This window comes from Variovorax sp. Root318D1, from assembly GCF_001424835.1.
Classification (GTDB): domain Bacteria; phylum Pseudomonadota; class Gammaproteobacteria; order Burkholderiales; family Burkholderiaceae_C; genus Variovorax.
In genome coordinates, this window is the sequence record NZ_LMCQ01000006.1 from 78818 (window position 1) to 97693 (window position 18876).

An 18876-nucleotide genomic window follows, 5' to 3' on the forward strand; every position below is an offset into this window, starting at 1 on the left:
ATGAGCAGCAGCAAACTGATCGAACTGGAAGTCGAAGGCGGAATCGCCACCCTGTGGCTGAACCGTCCCGAAAAGCGCAATGCGATGAGCGATGGCATGCGCACCGAATTCATCGCCGCGCTGGAGCACGTGACGTATGACAAGAGCATTCGCGCCCTGGTGCTGACCGGACGCGGCAAGGGCTTTTGCGCGGGCGGCGACATCGCCGGCATGGAGCGCCGGATGCAGGCGCCGCCGGGCGAGGTCGGCTTCAACGGATGGAGCCGCCAGCAGCGCGTGCACCACACGCAGTCGCTCCTGCACACCATGCCCAAGCCGACGATCGCCGCCGTCAATGGCGCCGCCTCGGGCCTGGGTGCCGACACGGCGCTGGCCTGCGATTTCATCATCGCGTCGGACGCGGCAAGCTTCAGCTGGTCGTACATCCACCGGGGCATCGTTCCCGACGGCGGCGGCATGTACTTTCTTCCGCGCCGAGTGGGCTTGGCCAAGGCCAAGGAACTCATCTTCAGTGGCCGCAAGGTGGAAGCCGGGGAGGCACTGCAGCTCGGCATCGTCGACCGGAAGTCGGACGCCGATGACCTCGTCGCGGACGCGCAGCGCTGGGCTGCCGAGATGAGCAGGGGCTCGCCAACCGCCCTCGCATTGGGCAAGACGATCCTCAACCAGAGTTTCGAGTTGTCGTCGCACCAGGTGTTTGCCCAAGGCAGCCAGGCGCAAGGCATTTGCTACACCAGCACCGAGCACCGCGAGTCCGTGATGGCGTTCCTCGCCAAGAGCGGTGCGAACAAGGAGTCCGCGCAATGAACGACCTGAATGCAATCGCGAGGCTTCTCAAGCCGCGCAGCGTTGCGGTCATCGGCGCCTCCGGCGATGCCGCAAAGACCGCGGGGCGCCCCGTTGCATACCTGCGCAAGCACGGATTTACCGGCGAGATCTACCCGGTCAATCCGCGCGCCGAAACGATCGGCGGCCTGCGCTGCTATCCCGACATTGCCTCGATTCCCGGCACGCCCGATGTGGGCATCGTGCTGCTCGGCGCCGAGCGGGCGCACCAGGCGGTTCGCGAGCTCGCGGCGAAGGGAACCGCCGCCGCGATCGTGCTCGCGAGCGGCTACACCGAGACCGGCGAAGAGGGCGCGCGCCGCCAGCGGCAGCTCATCGAGGCGGCCGGCAGCATGCGCATCCTGGGGCCCAACACGATTGGCATGGTCAACCTGACCGACAACATCGTCCTCTCCGCCAGCGGTGCGCTCGAGATGGACCATTTCCCGGTCGGCGGGATCAGCGTGGTCTCGCAGAGCGGCGGCATCCTGGGCGCGCTCTTGTCGCGCGCCGCCCCGCGCGGCATCGGCCTGTCGAAGCTGATCTCGACCAGCAACGAAGTCGATCTCGAGCTGGCGGATTTTGTCGACCACCTGGCCGACGATCCGGACACGAAAGTCATTGCGCTCTACGTGGAGGGCGTGCGCAATCCCGAGAAGTTCCGCGCCGCTGCGTTGAAAGCCGCGCAGGCAGGCAAGCCGGTAGTGGCATTCAAGATCGGCCGCTCCGAAGCGGGCGCCAAGGCCGCCGTCTCGCACACCGGGGCGCTGGCCGGTGCCGACAGCATGTACGACGCGCTGTTCAGGCAGGTCGGCGTGATCCGGGCCCAGACCTTTGGCGACCTGCTTGACATTCCGGTGGCGCTGGCCACCGGCCGCAAGCTGCGCGGCAAGCGGATCGCCATCCTCACCTCGACCGGCGGCGCCGGAACGCTGGTCTCCGACGACCTGGGCATGCAAGGCTTCGAAACCCCCGCGCCCGACGCGGCAACGGCCGAGGCCTTGCGTGCACTGCAGAGCGGCGACCATGCCGTGCTGGACCGCAATCCCATCGACGTGACTCTGGCGGGCCTGCAGCCGGACTTGCTCCGCGGGGCCATCGACGTGCTGCTCAAGAGCCCGAGCTACGACGCGCTGGCCATCATCGTCGGATCGTCCAGCCTGGCCATGCCCGAACTGATGGCAGGCGCCATCGAGGACTGCCTGCCCCATTCGGACAAGCCCGTGATTGCCTATGTGAGCCCGCACGCGCCGGAGGTCGGTGCGCTGCTCACGCAACGTGGCGTGCCCGCTTTTGCCGCGGCCGAGAGCTGCACGGCCGCGCTCGGCGCCATGCTCAAGGCCGGCCAATGGCAGGCACCGGCGCCAGCCGGCGTAGCGTCTGAATGGGTGTCCATCGACGACCTGCCTTCGGGTTCGCTGGACGAAGCCCAGGCCAAGCAGCTGTTCACCCGCTTCGGTGTCGATTGCGCGCGCGAGCGGGTGGTGGCGACGCCTTCGCAGGCCGAAGCCGCGGCGCGCGAGCTCGGTGGCCGCGTCGTGCTGAAGATCCTGTCGGGCGAGATCACGCACAAGAGCGATGTCGGCGGCGTTGCGGTGAACCTCACGGCGCAGACGGTGGGCGAGCGCCTGCAGGCAATGGCTTCGGAGGTCGAGGCCAAGGCCGGCGTGCGGCCGCAGCGCTTCCTGGTGCAGGAAATGGTGGGCGGCGGTAGCGAGCTGATCCTGGGCGTGCACTACGACGTGCTGGGCACGGCCATCCTGCTTGGCATGGGCGGCGTCACCGCCGAGCTGTTCAAGGACACGTCGATGCGCCTCTTGCCGCCGCAGGGCGGCCTGACTCGGGAAGAGGCCATCGGCATGGCGCGGGACCTGAAGACCTGGCCGCTGCTCGACGGCTTTCGCGGCCGTCCCAAGGCCGACATCGAAGCGCTAGTGACCGCCATCGTCGCCTTCTCGCAGATGGCCGCGCAACTGGGAGATCGCCTCGTCGAAGCGGAGATCAATCCGCTGTTCGTGCTGCCTGAGGGGCAGGGCGTGCGCGCGGCCGACGGCGTCGTCGTGCTGGCTGGCTGAGCGAAGGAGAGCCCGGATGCACGCCACCGAAGTATTTGCCCGCTACGCGACCGAGTTTCAAACGCAGGCGCTGCCGGCCGAAGTCATCCACCACGCCAAGCGCGCGGTGATCGACTGGTACGCCTCGCTGTTTCCAGGCCTTGGCACCGCGCCGGTGCAACAGCTCGAAGAAGCCCTGGCAGACGATCTGGACCACGGGCGCGCCTGCCTTGCGGGCGGGCGTGCCGCCACGGCCCGCGCCGCGGCGCTGATCCACGGCACTGCCGCGCATGCGGCGGAAGTGGACGACAGCTTTCGCGATGCCATGTACCACCCGGGTGCTGCCACCATCGCCGCGGCGTTGGCGGCAGGCCAGGATGTCGGTGCCAGCGGCTTGCAGTTTCTGCGCGGCGTCGTGCTGGGGTACGAGGTGTCGACACGCATCGGCGTCGTCATGGGCCGGCCGCACTACCGGTTCTGGCACAGCACGGGCACCGTCGGCAGCTTCGGCGCGGCGGCCGCCGCAGGGGGGCTGATGGCCTTGGACGAAGCGGCCTTCGCGCACGCGCTGGCCACGGCCGCCACATTCGCGGCGGGCCTGCAGCAGGCCTTCCGCATGGACTCGATGTCCAAGCCGCTGCATGCCGGCCGCGCGGCCGAGGCTGGCGTGCTCGCTGCCCAGCTCGCGCGGCGCGGCGTAACGGGCTCGCTCGATGTGCTCGACGGCGAGGCCGGGCTGGGGCGCGCCATGAGCAACGGCCCCGACTGGTCGCAAGTGGGCACGACGCTGGGGCAGGACTTCCACATCACGCGCCTGACCTTCAAGAACCACATCGGCTGCGGACACACCTTTGCCGCGATCGATGGCGCGTTGGCGCTCAAAGAGCGCCATGGCATCGCGCCGGGCGATATCGAACGCGTCCACGTCGCAACCTATCGCCCCGCGCTCGACATCGCCTGCTACACGCATCCGACGACGGCGAATGAAGCGCGCTTCAGCCTGTCTTACGTGGTGGCGACCGCGTTGGCGCATGGCAGCGTGCGCCTCGCGGCCTACGAACCCGCACGGCTGGACGACCCAGTCACGCGCGCCCTGATGGAGCGCATCAGCGTCGCGGTGGATCCCGAACTGGACGCCGCCTTCCCGGGCCAGCGCGCCGCATGCGTGGTGATCGAGACCCGCGATGGCCGGCGCCTCAAACACCTGCAACCCAACCGCAAGGGCGACCCGGAAGAGCCGCTGACCGATGCCGAGCTCGAGGGCAAGTTCATGGAACTGTCTTCGCCCGTCATCGGTGAGGAACGCGCGCGGGCATTGCTCGAGCGGCTTTGGACGCTCGATGGCTGCGCGACGATGCGGGACTCGGTGTAACGCCCCTAGAGCGAGCGCGGCAGCAGCGCCGGCACCAGCGTGCGGTTGAGCCGCTCGCGCCACCAGCGCAGCGCCTGGCCGCGCGCGTTGGTCTTCCACGCGAGCCAGAAGGCCTCGGGCGGGCGCGGTTCCTCGGTGGTCAGTTCGACCAGCGTGCCGCGCGCCAGTTCGCCATCGATGCAGGCCCGCGGCAGGAAGCCGTGTCCCAGGCCCGCGGCCTGGCAGGCGATCTTCGCCGCCATGGACGGCACGGCCACGCGGTGCTGTCCGGCGAGCAGCCCCACGGTGCGGTCGGACAGCGTGCGTGCGCTGTCGCTCACCACGATGGCGTTGTGCTCGAGCAGGTCGCCGCGGTGCAGCGGCCGGCCGAGCCGGGTGAGCGGATGTGTCGCAGAGACGCAGAACGCAAACTCGAGGCTGCCCACCATCACGGCCTGGTAGCCCCCGCCGGCCGGCCCTTCGCCAGCGGCAATGACGATGTCGGCGCGCCCTTCGCGCAATGCCTCCCAGCTGCCTGTGAGCGCCTCGCAGCCGATGCGCAGCCGCGTGCCGCAGCGCAGTTCCTCGAAGGCGCGGATGTCGTCGATCAGCGCCTGCGTGGGAATCAGCGAGTCGTGCACCAGCCGCAGCTCCGACTCGAAGCCGGTGGCGATCTGCCGCATGCGCGATTCGAGATCGCTGGCGGCGCCGAGCAGCCAGCGGCCTTCCTTGAGCATTTCTTCGCCGGCCGCGGTGAGCGTTACGCGCGGCCCGTTGCGCACGAACAGCAGCATGCCCAGTTGTTCCTCAAGCTTGCCCACCGCGTACGAGATGGTCGAGGGCACCTTGTTCAGTCGCGCGCCCGCGGCGGCGAAGGAGCCATGGCGCGCAATGGCGTCCACGAGTTCGATGGCTTCGAGGCTGAGTTTCAGCACGGGCAAGTCCTTGGAAATTGAATCATCGAAAAATTCGATGATTGAAGGTGAAAAGTTTCGTCAACAGGTCTCTCGGAAAGAAAGATGATTCAGACATGCCTCGGAGATTCTTCTCCGAGGCCATTGTGAATCAAATCGAATCCATCGAACCACAAAGGACGGAAATCATGTTGGAAATTCGCAGCGCCAATGACCGCGGACTCGCAGACTTCGGCTGGCTCAAGTCGCGCCACACCTTCTCCTTCGGCCACTACCACGACGCCGCGCAACAGGGCTTCTCGGACCTGCTGGTGATCAACGATGACCGCGTGCATCCCGGCCGCGGCTTCGGCACCCACCCGCACCGCGACATGGAAATCTTCTCGTACGTGCTCGACGGCGCGCTCGAGCACAAGGACTCCATGGGCACGGGCTCCGTCATCCGCCCCGGCGACGTGCAGATGATGAGCGCCGGCACCGGCGTGCGCCACAGCGAGTTCAATTCGTCGGCCGCCGATCCGCTGCACTTTCTGCAGATCTGGATCACGCCGAACGCCAAGGGCGTGGCGCCGCGCTACCAGCAGGTGCACTTCGCACCGGAAGAAAAGCGCGGCCGCCTGCGGCTGATCGTCTCGCCCGAAGGCACCGACGGCTCGCTGGCCGTGCACCAGGACGCCCGCGTCTATGCCGGCCTGTTCGACGGCGATGAATCCGCCTCGCTCGAGCTCGGTCCCGATCGGCATGCCTATGTGCATGTGGCGCGCGGCAGCGTCGAGCTCAACGGCCAGCGGCTGGGCGAAGGCGACGGCGCGCGGCTGCGCGGCGAACAGCGGATCGAACTGACCCGGGGCGAAGGCGCCGAGGTGCTGGTGTTCGACCTGCGGCCGAACGAGCTGCCTTCCTTCCACTGACGCGTCAACGCGTCCCGGTTCCCTGTCCCTTCCCTTACTTTTCAATTTTTCAAACGGAGTACTTCATGTCCATCAAAGCCACCCCCACCGCCGGCGCCAAGCTGCTCACCCCCGCCGACCACACGCTGGTCATGATCGACTTCCAGTCGCAGATGGCTTTTGCCACGCACTCGATCGACGCGGTGAACCTGCGCAACAACGCCGCCTTGGTGGCCAATGCGGCGGCCGGCTTCGGCGTGTCGACCATCCTCACCACCGTGGCCGAGAAGAGTTTTTCGGGCCCGATGTTCAGCGAGATCACCGATGCTTTCCCGGGCCAGAAGATGCTCGACCGCACCTCGATGAACACCTGGGAAGACGCGGCAGTGATCGACCGCGTGAACGAGATCGGCAAAAAGCGCATCGTGCTGTCGGGGCTGTGGACGGGCGTCTGCATCGTGGGCCCCGCGCTGTCGGCGCTCGACCAGGGTTTTGAGGTGTTCGTGATCGCCGACGCCTGCGGCGACGTGTCGACCGAGGCGCACAACCGCGCGATGGACCGCATGGTGCAGGCCGGCGCGCAGCCGATGACCTCGCTGCAATACCTGCTCGAGCTGCAGCGCGATTGGGCCCGCACCGACACCTACGAACTGACCACCGGCATTGCGAAGAAGTTCGGCGGCGCTTACGGCCTGGGCGTGACCTACGCCAAGACCATGTTCGGCGCGCACGAAGGCTGAGCGGGCGCATTCCGATGAAGCCCTATGTCCTGTCGCTTGCGCTGGGCCTTTTGGTCGGCGTGATCTACGCGCTCTTTCAGGTGCGCTCCCCGGCCCCGCCGGTGATCGCCCTGGTGGGGCTTCTCGGAATTCTGCTCGGCGAGCAGATTCCGCCCCTGGTCAAGGGCTGGCTCAAGCCCGAGGCCGTGGCTGCCACCTCGTGGCTGCACCACCAGGTCAAGCCGCATGTGTTCGGCGAGTTGCCACAATGCGCCAAGGCCGGCCAGGCCGCTGCACCGGGCAAAGACGCATGAGCGATCCATCATTCGACGAACAGCGCCGGCGGCTCTGCCTCGGCACGCTTGGCGCCGCGCTGGCCGGCGCCGCATCGGCACAATCCAATCCTTCGAGGACACCCGACATGGCAGGCACCACCACCACTCCCGACCTCATCTTGCACAACGGCCGCTTCACCACGCTGGACCGCACCAACCCCGTCGCCGACGCCGTGGCCATCAAGGACGGCCGCTTCACCCGTGTGGGCCGCGCGCAAGACATCCTCTCGCTGGCAGGCGACGGCACCCGCGTGATCGACCTGCAGGGCAAACGCGTGCTGCCGGGCCTGATCGACAACCATCTGCACATCATCCGCGGCGGCCTCAACTTCAACCTCGAACTGCGCTGGGACGGCGTGCGCAGCCTGGCCGACGCGATGGCGATGCTGAAGCGCCAGGTCGCCATAACGCCCGCGCCGCAATGGGTGCGCGTGGTGGGCGGCTTCACCGAACACCAGTTCATCGAAAAGCGCCTGCCGACCATCGAAGAGCTCAACGCGGTGGCGCCCGACACGCCGGTGTTCCTGCTGCACTTGTACGACCGCGCGCTGCTCAACGGCGCCGCGTTGCGTGCGGTGGGCTACACCAAGGACACGCCCGCGCCACCCGGCGGCGAGATCGTGCGCGACGCGGCCGGCAACCCGACCGGCCTGCTGCTGGCCAAGCCCAATGCGAGCATCCTCTACGCCACGCTCGCCAAGGGGCCGAAGCTGCCCTTCGAATACCAGCTCAATTCCACGCGCCACTTCATGCGCGAGCTCAACCGACTGGGCGTGACCGGCGCCATCGATGCGGGCGGCGGCTTCCAGAACTTTCCCGAGGATTACCAAGTCATTCAGCAGCTGGCCGATGCCGGCCAGCTCACCATCCGCCTGGCCTACAACCTCTTCACGCAAAAGCCCAAGCAGGAGAAGCAGGACTTCCTCAACTGGACCGCCACGTCCAAGTACAAGCAGGGCGACGACTACTTCCGCCACAACGGCGCGGGCGAGATGCTGGTCTTCTCGGCCGCCGACTTCGAGGACTTCCGCCAGCCGCGGCCCGACATGGCGCCAGAAATGGAAGACGATCTGGAAGAAGTGGTGCGTGTGCTGGTGCAGAACAAGTGGCCGTGGCGCATGCACGCGACCTACGACGAGACCATCGACCGCGCGCTCGGCGTGTTCGAGAAGGTCAACCGCGACACGCCGCTCGCGGGCCTGAACTGGTTCTTCGATCACTGCGAGACCATTTCCGAGAAGTCGATCGACCGCATCGCCGCGCTGGGCGGCGGCATCGCGGTGCAGCACCGCATGGCCTACCAGGGCGAATACTTCGTCGAGCGCTACGGCGCCGGTGCGGCCGAGGCCACGCCGCCGGTCAAGCGCATGCTCGAGAAGGGCGTGAAGGTGTCCGCGGGCACCGACGCCACGCGCGTCGCTTCGTACAACCCGTGGGTGTCGCTCTCGTGGCTGGTCACCGGCAAGACGGTGGGCGGCATGCAGCTGTACCCGCAGCGCAACTGCCTGGACCGCGAGGCGGCGCTTCGCATGTGGACCGAGAACGTGACCTGGTTCTCCAACGAGGTCGGCAAGAAGGGCCGCATCGAGGCCGGCATGCTCGCCGACCTGGTGGTGCCCGACCGCGACTTCTTCGCCTGCGCCGAATCGGAGATCGCCGACACCACGGCGCTCTTGACCATGGTGGGCGGCAAGGTGGTGTATGGCGCCGGGCCGTTCCAGTCGCACGACGAGGGCGCGCCGCCGCCGGCCATGCCCGACTGGTCGCCGGTGCGCAGTTTCGGCGGCTACGCCGGTTGGGGCGATGCCGAGGGCGCACCGCTGCAAAAGGCGATGCGCCACGCGGCCATGTCCTGCGCTTGCGCCAACAACTGCAGCGTGCACGGTCACCAGCACGCGACGGCCTGGAGCAGCAAGCTGCCGATCGCGGATCTCAAGAGCTTCTGGGGCGCGCTCGGCTGCGCCTGCTGGGCGGTGTGATGGCCATGCGCTGGACCTCTTCACCCGCAGTGCGCTGGGTCGCCTTGCTGCTGCTGTGCGCGGCCTACCTGCAGGGCGGGCTGAACAAGGCCATGGACTTCAACGCGGCCATCGCCGAGATGAACCACTTCGGCCTGTCGCCCGCGGCACCGCTCGCCATCGCCGTCATCGTGCTGGAACTGGGCGCCTCGGCGCTCATCCTCACGGGTGTCTTGCGCTGGCTGGGCGCGCTGGCGCTCGGCGGCTTCACGTTGCTCGCGACCTTCGTCGCGCTGCGTTTCTGGGAGATGCCGCAGCCCGAGCGCTTCATGGCGGCCAATTCCTTCTTCGAACACCTGGGCTTGGTCGGCGGCTTCCTGCTGGTGGCCTGGCATGACCTGCGGGAGCGTGCGCATGACTGAACCCCAAGCCGGCGCGGTCGCGTCGCCCCCGCAGCCTGGCGCCTTCGCGCCGCTGCGCCAGCCGGTGTTCGCGGTGCTGTGGGCCGCCACCGTTCTCGGCAACATCGGCAGCTTCATGCGCGACGTGGCCAGCTCGTGGTTGGTGACGGATCTTTCGGCGAACCCCACCGCGGTGGCGCTGATCCAGACCGCGGCCACGCTGCCGATCTTCCTGCTCGCGATCCCGGCCGGCGTGCTGTCCGACATCCTCGACCGGCGGCGCTTCCTGATCTTCGTGCAGCTGGTGCTCGCGGCCGTCAGCGGCGCGCTGCTCGTGCTCTCGCACACCGGCGCGCTCACCGTGGAGTACCTCATCGCGCTGACCTTCGTAGGCGGCATCGGCGCTGCGCTGATGGGGCCGACGTGGCAGTCGATCGTGCCTGAGCTCGTGCCGCGGGCCGAGCTCAAGGGCGCGGTGGCGCTGAACTCGCTGGGCATCAACATCGCGCGTTCCATCGGCCCGGCCGCGGGCGGGCTGATCCTCGCGAGCTTCGGTGCGGCGGTCACCTATGGCGTCGACGTGCTGAGCTATGCCTTCGTGATCGCGGCGCTCTTGTGGTGGAAGCGCCCGGCGGCCGCGGACAGCGGATTGTCCGAGAACTTTCTCGGCGCCTTCCGCGCCGGGCTGCGCTACACGCGTGCCAGCAAGGAGCTGCACGTTGTGCTGCTGCGCGCGGCCGTGTTCTTCCTGTTCGCGAGTTCGGTCTGGGCGCTGCTGCCACTGGTCGCACGGCAGATGCTCGGCGGCACGGCGAGCTTCTACGGCGTGCTGCTGGGCGCTGTGGGTGCGGGCGCGATCGGCGGTGCGCTTGTCATGCCGCGGCTGCGCGCTCGGCTCGACGCCGACGGGCTCATCCTGCTCGCGTCGCTGCTCACCGCGGCGGTGATGGGCAGCCTTGTGTTCGCGCCGCCGAAGTGGCTCGCCGTGCTGTTGCTGCTGGTGCTGGGGCTCGGCTGGATCATTGCACTCACCACGCTCAACGGCGTGGCCCAATCCATCCTGCCGAACTGGGTGCGCGGGCGCGGGCTGGCGGTGTACCTCACCGTCTTCAACGGCGCCATGGCCGCCGGCAGCCTGGGCTGGGGCCTGGTCGCGCAGCAGGTGGGCGTGCCGGCCACGCTGGTGGTGGGTGCGGTGGGGCTCGTCGGGGTGGCGCTCGCGTTCCACCGCGTGAAGCTGCCGGCCGGTGAGGCCGATCTGCAGCCCTCCAACCATTGGCCCGAACCGCTGGTGGCCGAGCCCGTCGCGCATGACCGTGGGCCCGTGATGATTCAGGTCGAATACCGCATCCGCAAGGAGGACCGCGCCGCGTTTCTGGCCGTGATGAAGCGGCTCTCGCTGGAGCGCCGCCGAGACGGCGCCTATGCCTGGGGCATCACCGAACACACGGTCGATGCCGAGCGCATCGTCGAGTGGTTCCTCGTGGAGTCGTGGGCCGAGCATCTGCGCCAGCACCATCGCGTGTCGCATGCCGACGCGGACCTGCAAGCCGAAGCCCTGCGCTTTCACACAGGGCCGGGCAGGCCCGAGGTGCATCACTTCCTGTCGCTCTAGGGTTTACTCCAGCAGATGAGTTCAAAATTCCATTGACATGAGCTGATCATCTTCTTAACCTTCAGCCTCACGACAGCAACCGGTTAAGTTTGCTGTCGGGCAGCAACAGCGCTGCTTCACATACCGGCTATTAAAGCCCTCGATATACGCGAAAGCGTCGTCGAGGGCTTTTTCGTTTTTGGAGCTCAGATGACGATGGTTCAAACCGCCGAAGAGGCGAACGTTTTCCCAGACGTGAAGGTGGCCAGCATCCAGATGGCGCCGCGCATCGGCGACAAGGCGGCCAACCTCAGGAGGTCGGTCGACCTCATCGAGGAGGCGGCGCGGCAGGGTGCGGTGGTTGCAGTGTTGCCCGAGTTGGCGAACACTGGCTACGTGTTCGCCTCGCGGCAGGAGGCTTTCGCGCTGGCCGAATCGGTGCCGGACGGCGAGAGCTCGCAGGTGTGGCTCGAGGTGGCGCGCCGCTGCAAGATCCACGTTGTTGCGGGCATCGCGGAGCGGGTCGGCGACCGGCTCTTCAACGCCGCGCTGGTAGCCGGCCCGCACGGCTACATCGGCACTTACCGCAAGCTGCATCTCTGGGGCGACGAGCATCTTTTCTTTGAGTCCGGCGACCTCGGCCTACCGGTGTTCCATACCGAAATCGGACGATTGGGCGCCATCATCTGCTACGACGGGTGGTTCCCCGAGGTCTACCGGCTGCTGGCCATGCAGGGCGCGGACTTCGTGTGCATGCCGACCAACTGGGTGCCGATGCCGGGTCAGGTCGAAGGGCATGCGGCAATGGCCAATACGTTGGCGATGGCAAATGCGCACAGCAACGGCCTCAACATCATTTGCGCCGATCGGGTCGGCACCGAGCGCGGTCAGCCCTTCATCGGCCAGAGCCTGATCGTCGGTGCCCAAGGCTGGCCTGTCGCAGGCCCGGCCAGCCGCGACAGCGAAGAGATCCTGTATGCGTCGATCAATCTCAGGAAGTCGCGCAGTGCGCGACATCTCAACGTCTTCAACGATGTTCTGCGAGACCGCAGAGACGACATCTACGACCCCATGCTGGGCACCGGCTGGAAACTGCCGCGCCACTGATTTCCCGTTCCACCCACTCGCCATTCAACCCTCTCTTCACTCAACGAGGTCTCGTCATGCAAACATTCCAACGCTTTTTCCGCCTGAGCGCCGTCGCCGCCATGGCCGCCATCACCGCGGGTGCCTACGCCGCGGACCCCATCAAGATCGGCGTGGCCGTCGGTCTTTCCGGTGCCAACAGCGTCGTCGCGCCGGCCGTCGTTCAGTCGTCGCAACTGGCGGTGGAAGAGATCAACGCAGCGGGCGGCATCCTCGGGCGCAAGGTCGAACTGGAGATCGTCGACGACGCATCGGGCGCCGTCGGCGCACAGAAGGCCTTCGACACGCTGGTGTTCCAGAAGAAGGTTGCCGCCATCATCGCCATGGAAACCAGCGCCGCGCGCAATGCCGCGCTGCCGATCGTGAGCAAGGGCAAGGTGCCCTACATCTACACGTCGTTCTACGAAGGACGTTCCTGCAACAACGCGATGTACGTCAACGGCTGGGTGCCGGAGCAGCAGGTGGCGCCGGTGGTCGACTACTTTCTGGCAAGCAAGAGCGCCAAGACCTTCTTCCTGGTCGGCAACGACTATTCGTTCGGGCGCGGCATGCTGAACTTCACCAAGAAGTACATCGAGAAAAAGGGCGGCAAGGTCATCGGCGAGGAGTTCCTGCCGATCGACGGCAGCGACTGGACATCGGTCATCTCGAAGATCCGTTCGGTCAAGCCCGATGCGTTGATCAGCGCGACCGCCGGCGGTGCACCCAATGTCTCGCTGGCCAAGCAGCTCAAGGGTGCCGGCATGACGCTGCCCTACGGCAACCTCGCCATCGACGAGGGCACGGCCAAGACCATGGGCGATGCGGCCAGCGGCATGTACATGTCGGCCTCTTACCTGACGAGCATCGACACGCCCGAGAACAAGAAATTCGTGGCTGCCATGACGAAGAAATTCGGCGCCGACCTGAAAACGCCCAACGAGCTGTCCGAGCCGCAATACGAGGCGTTCTACCTGTACAAGGCAGCAGCAGAGAAGGTGGGGTCGACCGACGCGGCCAAGGTGATCCCGGCCCTGGCAGAGGTGTCGTTCAACGGCCCGCGCGGCACGGTGCAGATGAACAAGAGCCGCCACACGCCGCTGTCGATGCGCCTCGGCCAGGTTCAGGCGGACGGCTCGGTCAAGATCCTCCAGACCTTCGCCAACGTTGATCCGGGCGCGCAGTGCCCCAACCTCAACTGAAGCCGCAACGCTAGAAAGCCGCAGGAGACATTCATGGTGCTGCTACTGGACCTGCTGACGACGGCGGCCATGCTGTTCGTCGTCACGGCAGGCTTGATGATGATCTTCGGCGTGATGAAGATCGTCAACTTCGCGCATGGAGCGCTGCTCACGCTGGGCGGCTATGCGAGCTACGTCGTCACGCAGCTGAAGCTCGATCCGTGGCTCAGTTGGCCGCTGGCCTTCGCTGCGGGCATGGTGGTCGGCATGGCCGTCGAACGACTGATCGTCCGGCCGCTGTACAAGCGGCCGCTCGACGCCATCCTTGCGACCTGGGGACTCGGCATCGTCATCGGCCAGCTGATCGTGATGGCCTTCGGCCGCGAGGTGCAGTTCGTCGATTCGCCGTTGTCGGGCACCTGGTCGCTCTTCGGCATCGACTACTCTGCGTACCGGCTGCTGCTGGTTCCCGTCGCCATTGTGATGTGTCTCCTGCTGACCGGTCTGCTCAACGGCACGCGCTTCGGCATCCGCACCCGCGCCGTGATCATGAACGAGGACTTGGCCAGCGGCCTCGGCATTCACGCGGGCTGGGTGCGCTTCGTCACCTTCAGTCTCGGCGCAGGCCTGGGCACCCTGGCCGGCACCATGATCACGCCGCTGTCGAGCGTCGATCCGAACATGGGAATGGCCTGGCTGGTGAGCGCCTTCATGCTGGTCATGGTTTCGGGCCACTCGATGGTGAGCCTGATGCTGACCTGCCTGGTTTTCGGCGCTTGCCAGGTGCTGGTCAGCACCTACGCCAGTCCGGTCCTCGGCGGCCTGACCATCGCGGTTCTCGCGGCCGTCACGCTGCGCATCCGCCCGAAGGGGTTCGCACATGGCTGAAGCCGATCAAAGACCGGCGCGCTCCGCGCGTGGCCTGCTGGCGCTCGGCATCGCGGGCATTTTGCTCATTGCCATCGGGCCGTGGGTCTTCGATACCTACTTGCTCAACATCCTGATCAAGTCGTTCTTCTTCGCCATCGCAGCCATCACTGTTGATGTGCTCTGGGGTTACACAGGCTACCTGACGTTCGGGCAGTCGGCCTTCTTCGGCATTGGCGCCTATGCGGCGGGGCTCGCGTTCACGCATGGCGGGTTCTCCGCCTCGACGGTGTTTCTCGCCATCGGCGCGGCGGTGCTGGTGACGGCGGCCGTGGCCGCGCTCGTCGGCTGGCTATCGTTCTATCGCGGTGCATCGCCGTTCTTCGCGACGGTCATCTCGCTGGTGCTGCCGATCGTGCTGACGCAGCTGCTGCTGAGCGGCGGCGAGTGGACAGGATCGAGTTCGGGGCTCACCGGCTACCAGACATTCGATCTCTCGCTGGAAGCCTGGTACTGGGTGTCCGGCGCGGCGCTTGTCGTTGCGGCCCTGCTCGCCTGGAAGGTGGTCCGCAGCGATGCCGGCCGGGTCCTGGCCGCGATTCGCGACAACGAGTCGCGCTGCTCCTACCTCGGCATCGATGCGTCGCTCGTGAAGATCGCCCTGCTGGTCGCCACCGCCGTCATTGCCGGGCTGGCCGGCTTCGGCTACGGCTCGTTCAGCGGCGTCGTGGCACCCGAACTCACGGGCTTCGTCTTCGGCACCGAGCTCATCATCTGGGTGGCGCTCGGGGGGCGCGGCACGTTGTGGGGACCATTGATCGGCGCGGTGCTGATCAACGTCGCGACCGCTTATCTGAGCGGCAGCATGCCCTTCGCGTGGCAACTCATCCTGGGCGTCGCCTTCGTGCTGGTCATCGTGCTGTTTCCACAGGGGCTGGTGCCCTTGCTGCTGAAGCCGCTGGGCTTGGGCCGGCAGCCTGCGCGGGTGCTCGCGCTGGTCGAGCGGCCGGTTCGTGCATCGACAGCCGACGCGGGCAAGCCGGCGTTGGCGATGCGCGGCCTGACCAAGAGCTTCGGGAGCCTGAAGGTCTTGCAGGGCATCGACCTGGAGGCGCATGCGGGCCAACTGGTCGGCCTGATCGGCCCCAACGGTGCGGGCAAGACGACGCTGATGCGCTGCATGAGCGACGGCGCCGACCGCAGTGCGGGCACGGTCGAGCTGTGCGGAAACGACATCGGCCTGCTGCCGCCCAATGCATGCGTGCGCTTCGGGCTGGGCCGCAAGTTCCAGAACGCGAACGTGTTCGAGTCGCTGACCGTCGCGGAATGCCTGCGCATCGCGGGCACCATCCTCGAGTCTCCATCGCTCTTGCGCAACGACAGTGCGCTGCGGCTTCCGCCATATGCACTCGATGTGGTGCGCACCACCGGGCTGGACCGCAAGCTGAACGTGGTGGCCAGGGATCTCTCGCATGGGGAGCAGCAAGCCCTGGAGCTGGCGATGGTGCTGGCCTTGGAGCCCCGCATCGTGCTGCTGGACGAGCCGACCGCCGGCCTGACAAAGACCGAGCGCACGCAGATCGGCAAGGTGCTCTCGTCGCTCGCGCATCGCTACCGCCTGTGCTGCCTGCTCGTGGAGCACGACCTGGATTTCGTCGAGGAGATTGCCACGCGCATCGTGGTGCTGCATCAAGGCACGATCGTCATGCAGGGCAGCTTCCAGGAAGTGGTGAACTCCGATCTCGTCAAGACCATCTACGCCGGCAGCGCGCACGCCGCCAAGGAGGCTGCATGAGCCAGGCTGCCTTGCAATTGAACGCGGTGACCAGCGGCTACAAGGCCTCTGTCGTTCTCCGGAATGTGTCGCTCATCATCGGCGCCGGCGAGGCCGTGGCTCTGCTGGGCAAGAACGGCATGGGCAAAAGCACCTTGCTGAAGACGGTGATGGGCTACCTGCCGAAAAAGTCGGGCGGCATCCAGTTGGCGGGCGGCGACATCACGCGCTTTGCGCCGCACAAGATCGCCCGCCTCGGCATTGCCTACGCGGCGCAGGAGCAAGCGCTTTTTGCCGATCTCAGCATCCGCGACAACTTGCGGCTCGGGCTGGCGAAGGAGTCGACCTTCGACGAGCGCTTTACGGAGATCGAGCCCGTGTTTCCGGTGTTCAAGACACGTCTCAGGCAGTACGCCGGTACGCTCTCGGGCGGCGAGCAGAAGATGCTTTTGCTGGCGCGCGCGCTGATGATGCGGCCGTCCGTGATCTTGCTGGACGAGATCACCGAAGGGCTGCAGCCCTCCGTCATCGACCGGTTGGCCGACGCACTGCTGTGGGAGCGTGAAAAGCGCGGCACCGCCATGCTCATCGTCGAGCAGAACGTGCCATTCGCCCTGAAGGTCGTCGATCGGTTCGTCGTGCTGAAGCAAGGCGAGATCGTCGATGAAGGAAATGCCCGCGCCGGCGAAGCCGTGGAGCAGGTCTTCAATCATCTTCGGGTCTGAGCTCATGAAAAATTCAACCCGCACGGCGATGCCTGTTTGCCAGTTCATCTCGACCGGCGGCACCATCGCCATGAAAACCGACCCGGCCGGGAATGCGCCGGTGCCGGCCCTTTCCGGCGACGAATTGCTCGCGCGCGTTCCGGGCCTCCAGCGCATCGCGGACCTGCGTGTGCAGAACCTGCTCAACGTGCCGTCCGACTACATGGGCCCCGCGGAGTGGGTGGCACTGCACGGCGCGGTCGAAGCGGCGCTGGCGCAGGACGATGTGGCGGGCGCGATCGTTTCGCACGGCACCGACACGCTGGAAGAAACGGCCTGGTTCCTGGACCTCACGATCGCGAGCGGCAAGCCCGTGGTGCTGACGGGCGCCCAGCGCAATGCCTCGGATCCCGATTCTGACGGGCCGCGCAACCTGCTCAATGCCGCACGCGTCTGCATCGCCCCGGAGGCCCGCGGAAATGGCGCGATGGTGGTGCTCAACAACCAGATCAATGCGGCGCGCGAGGTCACCAAGTCGCACACGTCGGACGTCGAGGCGTTCAAATCCGGCGACTTCGGCTTGCTCGGCACAGTGGACGACGACAAGGTGGTGTTCTCCCGCAAACCGCAGCGGCGGCAGCAACTCCCGCTGGCCGGTATCGCACTGCCGGATGTGGCGATCATTTGCATGTACGGCGGCGCTGACGGCTCGTTGATTCGCCACGCGGCAAGCGCTGGGGTCAAGGGCATCGTCGTACAGGCGCTGGGCTGGGGCAACGTCAACCTGGCCATGTACGAGGCGATCGCGGAAGCCATCGATGCAGGCATTGCGGTGGTGATCTCCACGCGCGTGCCCAACGGGCGGGTACGGCCGATCTACGGCTTTACAGGCGGTGGCAAGACGCTCAAGAATGTCGGGGCGACATTTGCGGACAACCTGAGTCCGCACAAGGCCAGGATCCTCTTGATGCTGGCGCTGCAGACAGCGCAATCCACCGCCTCGCTGCAGGCCTTGTTCGATCGTTAGGATCACCCAGGATGGCAACCATGAGCACATCAGCCGCCGATTGGCGCATTGGCGTCCTGTTCTCCCGGTCGGGTGCGACGGGCGTGACCGAGTCGGAGCACTTTTTTGGAACGGCCCTGGCGATCGAGGAGATCAACGCGATGGGCGGCGTGCTCGACCGCAAGCTGGCGCCGGTGGTCTATGACCCGAAGGGCGACTCCGCGGAGTACCGGCGCCTGGCCACGCGCTTGCTCATCGACGATGAAGTGAACGTGATCTTCGGCTGCTCCCGGTCGTCGAGCCGCAAGGCGGTGTTGCCGGTCGTCGAACGGAACAACGGCCTGCTCTGGTACTGCTCGTTCTACGAGGGATTCGAGTACTCGCCGAACGTGATCTATACCGGCGCCTGCCTCAACCAGAACGCCATGCAGCTGGCGGCCTACCTGTTGCGCAACAAGGGGTCGCGGTTCTTTCTGGTCGGCGCGGACTACATCTACCCGCGCGAATCGAACCGGGTGATGCGCGACATGGTCGAGCAGCATGGCGGAGAAATCCTCGACGAGGTCTACCTGCCGGTCGAGGCCGGCGAAGCGCAGCTCGAGGAAGTCATTCGCGACATCGTCCTGCTTCAGCCCAGCGTCGTTTTCTCGACGCTGGTCGGCGAGTCCGCGCGGCAGTTCTATCGCTTGTACCGAAAGCACGGGCTAGATCCCAAGCGCATTCCCATCGCCAGCCTGTCCATGGCGGAAGAAGAGATCCGGCTGATCGGCGCCGACCTGTGCGAAGGCCACATCACTTCGGCCACGTACTTCAACTCGCTGGACAACGAGAGCAATGAGCGCTTCGTTTCACTGTGGCACGCCCGCTTCGGCGACCGGCCCACCAGCACCTGGTCCGAGATGGCCTACAGCCAGGTCCACCTGTTCGCGCGCGCGCTGCAGCGCACGGGCAGCCTCGACACGGCGCGCCTGGTGCAGAGCGCCCATGCCGTGACATTCGATTCGCCCGAAGGCCTGCTGTCCATCGATGCCGACAACAACCACTGCGCGCTGACGCCGCGCATCGGCGTATGCCGCAGCGACGGACAGTTCGACATCGTCTGGGAGGGCAAGGAGCCGATCAAGGCGGACCCCTACCTGTCGACCCTCGGCTTTTCCGAGTTCTGGCTGGATTGACGC

17 protein-coding genes are annotated in these 18876 nt (G+C 66.5%); 16 read left to right on the top strand and 1 reads right to left on the bottom strand.

The genetic code is table 11. The annotated features are described in order from the left end of the window. From ASC78_RS07195 to ASC78_RS07205, 3 genes are read left to right on the top strand one after another with little or no spacing between them, the layout of a single operon-like run. Nucleotides 1–807 carry an enoyl-CoA hydratase/isomerase family protein gene (locus ASC78_RS07195; protein WP_055798768.1) on the top strand — a complete coding sequence of 269 codons (807 nt, stop codon included), beginning with the start codon at nucleotides 1–3 and terminating at the stop codon, nucleotides 805–807. Continuing rightward, the gene (locus ASC78_RS07200) at nucleotides 804–2900 is read left to right on the top strand and encodes an acetate--CoA ligase family protein (protein ID WP_055798508.1); all 2097 of its coding nucleotides are present in this window, start codon (nucleotides 804–806) and stop codon (nucleotides 2898–2900) included. Before ASC78_RS07195 ends, ASC78_RS07200 begins: the two co-directional genes overlap by 4 nt. Before the next feature lie 16 nt (nucleotides 2901–2916). After that, the gene (locus ASC78_RS07205; protein WP_055798511.1) at nucleotides 2917–4251 is read left to right on the top strand and encodes an MmgE/PrpD family protein; all 1335 of its coding nucleotides are present in this window, start codon (nucleotides 2917–2919) and stop codon (nucleotides 4249–4251) included. A gap of 5 nt (nucleotides 4252–4256) precedes the next feature. On the opposite strand, the gene ASC78_RS07210 is transcribed toward ASC78_RS07205, so the two are convergent. Then, entirely contained in the window at nucleotides 4257–5165 is a 909-nt protein-coding gene (locus tag ASC78_RS07210; protein ID WP_055798770.1) for a LysR family transcriptional regulator, read from the bottom strand. Between the two features lie 167 nt (nucleotides 5166–5332). Here ASC78_RS07210 and ASC78_RS07215 point away from each other — a divergent pair, with 167 nt between their 5' ends. From ASC78_RS07215 to ASC78_RS07275, 13 genes are all read left to right on the top strand, one after another. Further along, nucleotides 5333–6055, top strand: coding sequence for a pirin family protein (locus ASC78_RS07215; RefSeq protein ID WP_055798772.1), 723 nt, complete (start codon nucleotides 5333–5335; stop codon nucleotides 6053–6055). Nucleotides 6056–6120: 65 nt separating this feature from the next. After that, a complete protein-coding gene (locus tag ASC78_RS07220; RefSeq protein ID WP_055798514.1) occupies nucleotides 6121–6774 on the top strand; it encodes a hydrolase in 654 nt (217 codons plus the stop codon). A 14-nt stretch (nucleotides 6775–6788) separates the two neighbouring features. After that, on the top strand, nucleotides 6789–7067 hold the full coding sequence (locus ASC78_RS07225; RefSeq protein ID WP_055798516.1) for a DUF1427 family protein: 279 nt from the start codon (nucleotides 6789–6791) through the stop codon (nucleotides 7065–7067). Between the two features lie 107 nt (nucleotides 7068–7174). Further along, nucleotides 7175–9067: an amidohydrolase gene (locus tag ASC78_RS07230; protein ID WP_055798775.1), complete on the top strand. Its 1893-nt coding sequence runs from the start codon at nucleotides 7175–7177 to the stop codon at nucleotides 9065–9067. Between the two features lie 5 nt (nucleotides 9068–9072). After that, nucleotides 9073–9468 (top strand): DoxX family protein, encoded by a 396-nt coding sequence (locus ASC78_RS07235; protein ID WP_055798779.1) that lies wholly within the window; start codon nucleotides 9073–9075, stop codon nucleotides 9466–9468. After that, complete coding sequence (locus tag ASC78_RS07240) at nucleotides 9461–11062, top strand: MFS transporter (RefSeq protein ID WP_055798782.1); 1602 nt, start codon at nucleotides 9461–9463, stop codon at nucleotides 11060–11062. The genes ASC78_RS07235 and ASC78_RS07240 overlap by 8 nt, the downstream gene beginning before the upstream one ends. A gap of 189 nt (nucleotides 11063–11251) precedes the next feature. Beyond that, nucleotides 11252–12148, top strand: coding sequence for a nitrilase family protein (locus ASC78_RS07245; RefSeq protein WP_055798519.1), 897 nt, complete (start codon nucleotides 11252–11254; stop codon nucleotides 12146–12148). Nucleotides 12149–12204: 56 nt separating this feature from the next. Beyond that, on the top strand, nucleotides 12205–13368 hold the full coding sequence (locus ASC78_RS07250) for a substrate-binding protein (protein WP_055798524.1): 1164 nt from the start codon (nucleotides 12205–12207) through the stop codon (nucleotides 13366–13368). A gap of 33 nt (nucleotides 13369–13401) precedes the next feature. Then, nucleotides 13402–14235 (top strand): branched-chain amino acid ABC transporter permease, encoded by an 834-nt coding sequence (locus ASC78_RS07255; protein WP_055798527.1) that lies wholly within the window; start codon nucleotides 13402–13404, stop codon nucleotides 14233–14235. Next, a complete protein-coding gene (locus ASC78_RS07260; protein ID WP_055798530.1) occupies nucleotides 14228–16009 on the top strand; it encodes a branched-chain amino acid ABC transporter ATP-binding protein/permease in 1782 nt (593 codons plus the stop codon). The genes ASC78_RS07255 and ASC78_RS07260 overlap by 8 nt, the downstream gene beginning before the upstream one ends. Further along, nucleotides 16006–16713: a branched-chain amino acid ABC transporter ATP-binding protein gene (locus tag ASC78_RS07265; protein WP_055798533.1), complete on the top strand. Its 708-nt coding sequence runs from the start codon at nucleotides 16006–16008 to the stop codon at nucleotides 16711–16713. Before ASC78_RS07260 ends, ASC78_RS07265 begins: the two co-directional genes overlap by 4 nt. Before the next feature lie 4 nt (nucleotides 16714–16717). Beyond that, the gene (locus tag ASC78_RS07270; protein ID WP_055798535.1) at nucleotides 16718–17719 is read left to right on the top strand and encodes an asparaginase; all 1002 of its coding nucleotides are present in this window, start codon (nucleotides 16718–16720) and stop codon (nucleotides 17717–17719) included. Between the two features lie 11 nt (nucleotides 17720–17730). After that, nucleotides 17731–18873, top strand: a complete 1143-nt coding sequence (locus ASC78_RS07275) for a transporter substrate-binding domain-containing protein (protein WP_055798539.1) — start codon at nucleotides 17731–17733, stop codon at nucleotides 18871–18873. Nucleotides 18874–18876 lie beyond the last annotated feature (3 nt).

What these genes read in the sequence shown, in the direction of transcription:
- ASC78_RS07215 (WP_055798772.1), top strand. Translation starts at nt 5,333, where the DNA reads ATGTTGGAAATTCGCAGCGCCAATGACCGCGGACTCGCAGACTTCGGC.
- ASC78_RS07275 (WP_055798539.1), top strand. Translation starts at nt 17,731, where the DNA reads ATGGCAACCATGAGCACATCAGCCGCCGATTGGCGCATTGGCGTCCTG.
- ASC78_RS07195 (WP_055798768.1), top strand. Translation starts at nt 1, where the DNA reads ATGAGCAGCAGCAAACTGATCGAACTGGAAGTCGAAGGCGGAATCGCC.
- ASC78_RS07220 (WP_055798514.1), top strand. Translation starts at nt 6,121, where the DNA reads ATGTCCATCAAAGCCACCCCCACCGCCGGCGCCAAGCTGCTCACCCCC.
- ASC78_RS07250 (WP_055798524.1), top strand. Translation starts at nt 12,205, where the DNA reads ATGCAAACATTCCAACGCTTTTTCCGCCTGAGCGCCGTCGCCGCCATG.
- ASC78_RS07200 (WP_055798508.1), top strand. Translation starts at nt 804, where the DNA reads ATGAACGACCTGAATGCAATCGCGAGGCTTCTCAAGCCGCGCAGCGTT.
- ASC78_RS07235 (WP_055798779.1), top strand. Translation starts at nt 9,073, where the DNA reads ATGCGCTGGACCTCTTCACCCGCAGTGCGCTGGGTCGCCTTGCTGCTG.
- ASC78_RS07270 (WP_055798535.1), top strand. Translation starts at nt 16,718, where the DNA reads ATGAAAAATTCAACCCGCACGGCGATGCCTGTTTGCCAGTTCATCTCG.
- ASC78_RS07265 (WP_055798533.1), top strand. Translation starts at nt 16,006, where the DNA reads ATGAGCCAGGCTGCCTTGCAATTGAACGCGGTGACCAGCGGCTACAAG.
- ASC78_RS07240 (WP_055798782.1), top strand. Translation starts at nt 9,461, where the DNA reads ATGACTGAACCCCAAGCCGGCGCGGTCGCGTCGCCCCCGCAGCCTGGC.
- ASC78_RS07230 (WP_055798775.1), top strand. Translation starts at nt 7,175, where the DNA reads ATGGCAGGCACCACCACCACTCCCGACCTCATCTTGCACAACGGCCGC.
- ASC78_RS07205 (WP_055798511.1), top strand. Translation starts at nt 2,917, where the DNA reads ATGCACGCCACCGAAGTATTTGCCCGCTACGCGACCGAGTTTCAAACG.
- ASC78_RS07245 (WP_055798519.1), top strand. Translation starts at nt 11,252, where the DNA reads ATGACGATGGTTCAAACCGCCGAAGAGGCGAACGTTTTCCCAGACGTG.
- ASC78_RS07260 (WP_055798530.1), top strand. Translation starts at nt 14,228, where the DNA reads ATGGCTGAAGCCGATCAAAGACCGGCGCGCTCCGCGCGTGGCCTGCTG.
- ASC78_RS07255 (WP_055798527.1), top strand. Translation starts at nt 13,402, where the DNA reads ATGGTGCTGCTACTGGACCTGCTGACGACGGCGGCCATGCTGTTCGTC.
- ASC78_RS07225 (WP_055798516.1), top strand. Translation starts at nt 6,789, where the DNA reads ATGAAGCCCTATGTCCTGTCGCTTGCGCTGGGCCTTTTGGTCGGCGTG.